This is a genomic window from Citrobacter sp. TBCS-14 (assembly GCF_005280805.1).
Classification (GTDB): domain Bacteria; phylum Pseudomonadota; class Gammaproteobacteria; order Enterobacterales; family Enterobacteriaceae; genus Citrobacter; species Citrobacter gillenii.
On the sequence record NZ_SZWM01000974.1, the window covers coordinates 1 to 3,141 of the forward strand.

At 38.2% G+C, this 3,141-nt stretch carries 2 protein-coding genes and 1 pseudogene; 2 read left to right on the plus strand and 1 reads right to left on the minus strand.

Annotated features, from left to right (window positions below):
• Positions 1-73 precede the first annotated feature (73 nt).
• A complete protein-coding gene (locus tag FDX22_RS22335; RefSeq protein WP_053390079.1) occupies positions 74-625 on the plus strand; it encodes a recombinase family protein in 552 nt (183 codons plus the stop codon).
• 128 nt (positions 626-753) lie between these two features.
• Here FDX22_RS22335 and FDX22_RS31875 read toward each other — a convergent pair.
• A pseudogene (locus FDX22_RS31875) lies at positions 754-897 on the minus strand (DinI-like family protein); the annotation flags it as partial.
• A gap of 269 nt (positions 898-1,166) precedes the next feature.
• Between FDX22_RS31875 and FDX22_RS22345 the strand changes: the two are divergent.
• Positions 1,167-2,726 carry an EAL domain-containing protein gene (locus FDX22_RS22345; protein WP_137399402.1) on the plus strand — a complete coding sequence of 520 codons (1,560 nt, stop codon included), beginning with the start codon at positions 1,167-1,169 and terminating at the stop codon, positions 2,724-2,726.
• Positions 2,727-3,141 lie beyond the last annotated feature (415 nt).

Below are 3,141 nucleotides of genomic sequence, written 5' to 3' on the forward strand. Positions count from 1 at the left end.
AAACCAACGTTTACAAAAATGAATATTTCAGGTGCAAATGGCATGATCCAGGCTTTTAGCGAAGGGATTAATCATGCTGATAGGCTATGTACGGGTTTCAACAAATGACCAGAACACAGCATTGCAGAGAAACGCGCTTGAGTGTGCAGGATGTGAGCTGATATTCGAAGACAAGATAAGTGGAAAAACGTCAGACCGACCAGGCTTAAAAAAGGTGCTCAGAACATTATCAGAAGGTGACACGCTGGTGGTCTGGAAGCTGGATCGTCTCGGTCGTAGTATGCGGCATCTTGTCGTGTTGGTCGAAGAAATGAGGGAACGCGGCATAAACTTCCGTAGCCTGACCGACAGTATAGATACCTCCACACCGATGGGACGCTTTTTCTTTCATGTCATGGGAGCGCTTGCGGAGATGGAGAGAGAGCTTATTGTTGAGCGAACACGGGCTGGTTTAGCAGCTGCGCGCGAAGATGGTCGGATCGGCGGCAGACGGCCAAAGTTAACTGCTGAAGAGTGGGCTCAGGCTGGAAGGTTGATTGCTGCTGGAGAGTCACGAAAACGTGTGGCTATAATTTATGATGTAGGGGTGTCAACGCTATACAAAAAATTTCCTGCGCGGTGTTGAGAAGACGCCACCGCGTCGTCGTATGCAAGAACGGGCTGCGGCGGACTGGCGAACGTTCGATAGTGCGAGTATTGAATGATTGCCAGTCACGGCGGATTGTACTTAAGCAATATCAAGGTTCAAGGCGTTTAATCTGAAACCATCCACATATCAGCTTCTTCAAACATTTCCTGAACAGTACGGCTAATCTGTTCCTTCTCGTGCTTGCTGGTGTCAGTGTTGATCGCCGGCAGTGTCATCATCGGTTTTACCCAAGTACCAGTATCGGGAAAAGGCGCGGTTTCACACTTATTTCCCTTAGAATTACATCCTTTACATTAGACCTATGAATACAAGATGAAGTGCCACTTATTTGGCTAAAATGCAAACACAAATCTAACTTGGATGTGGTTTTGCGTTATTTTATAACGTTCTTTTCTAATAAAAAACATAAAGATATATTTGTTTTAGCCGATAATCTGTTTTAACTGTATGTATTTGATTCACGACAGATAGTAGAATGTATGTTGTTACATAGGGTCAGGCATATAAAGAGGTCGGTGTGAAGAATAACCACAATTTAAAACGAATTAAGCCTTATGTGATATCAATCACGTTTTCATTTTTTATTTTTTTCTCATTGTCTGAGATTTCAATGTATTATATATACAAGGAGAGGATTGCATCATATACAGAACGAGTTTTGAATAGAAGTGTTAGTCTCATTCAACAGATTGATAAAATAAATGATAGTTATGAAATATTTAATGCTTATAGTCCTTGTAGTGAACTACAACTTCATGCTCTAAGAGTGGCCTTATGGCCCTATGCTCTTATAAAAGATATATCATTTATTTCAAATGGTGCAGTCATATGTAGTGCTTTATGGGGAGTGTTGCCAGCACCATTGCTTCTCAATATCTATGATAGAAAAGTTGAAAAGGACAATGTAACTTGGTTTTTTGGTGTGTTACTGGAAAATAATGTAAAAGCTGATTTGCTAAGCAATCAAAAATTAGCCATAACGATTTCACCATTTGCATTTAATAGATTTGTTACAGACCATGAAGAGAAGGGGTTTTCTGCAATTGTAGGTGACAGAGATCATTCGCTTCATTTGTTCAAACTTGGTGAGCAGGTCGATCTTCTTGAAGAGGCTCAGCATGATAAATCCTACCAACTAGGACTTATTACCACGCAAAGCTGTAATAAAAATAATAATATCTGTGTCATGGGGGGAGTTAAATTTCCGTGGATGAGTTTCGATAGTTGGTTAACGATGTTGTTGATTTCCTTTACATCTATTGTAACTGGTGTTCTTCTGGGTGGTTTTTATAATCAAAGAGTTGCACGTAAGCAATCATTAGTTTCAAGATTAAAAAATGCGATAAGAAGCGAATCATTATATCTTGTGTATCAACCTATTTATAAAATAAAAACCGGAAAAATTGTTGGTGTGGAAGCACTAATTAGATGGGATGATCATGATATTGGTAGCATTCCTCCTGATATTTTTATCCCTATTGCAGAGAAGCATGGTTTAATCCAGGGAATAAGTGATTTTGTATTTCGAATGGTAGTAAAGCAAACCATGTCTCTTTCTGAGGAATTTGATATTTTTATAAGCATTAATGTTAGTTCTCAAGACCTTCTGTCGGAATCATTTCAAGAAAAAGTGTTTCAGATGATTGATGAATCAAATATAAAACCAGGTATGATAATGATGGAGTTAACAGAAAGGCAGAGCGCGGAAATAAATTCCCTCCAAAAGGTTATTTCTTTATTTAATAATAAAGGTATATCAATAGCTATTGATGATTTCGGGACTGGTCATTCAAATTTAAACTGGCTATCAAATTTACAAATAGATGAAATTAAAATTGATAAGTCAATTACAGATTCTATCGATGAATGCTCTATAAATAATAATGTATTGTCAGGGTTGGTGGAGATTTTTAAAGATATAACTCACAAAGTCGTTTTCGAAGGTGTAGAAACATCAACTCAGGTGAAATATTTAACTGAAATGTTCCCTGAGTGCGGTGTCCAAGGGTGGTATTACTCAAAGCCACTATCTATAGATAAATTGACAAAATTAGTCGAGGATGCCAATTTGCCTTAACATTTAACACTTTATTTTCATTGTTTTCGCATTCTATATAACACGTGTAACCGCGAGCTATATAAATTTAACTGCAGAAGGATTTTGATATCTTGCCGCATTCAATCTGCGAGTTGGTTCAAAATTGTATGTAATGTCATGTTCGGCTTCATCAGAGAGCTGGCCGAGTTAGGCTTCACGCGTCATTGACTGGGAATATCTTCCACACAGTCTCACCTCTAGGTTGTACTTTGAACTATAGGTTTTAGCTCAGAAAGTGTTGGTATATTAAGTATGGATAAACGCGTAACTAGTTGAATTTTATGAAGTGGAAATATTGTGGATATACCAGCAAGAAAAGTTAAGTTATTGAAAATATTACCAATGAAATCGGTCTCGAAAACCGGAGTAGGGGCAACTCTACCGGGGGTTCAAA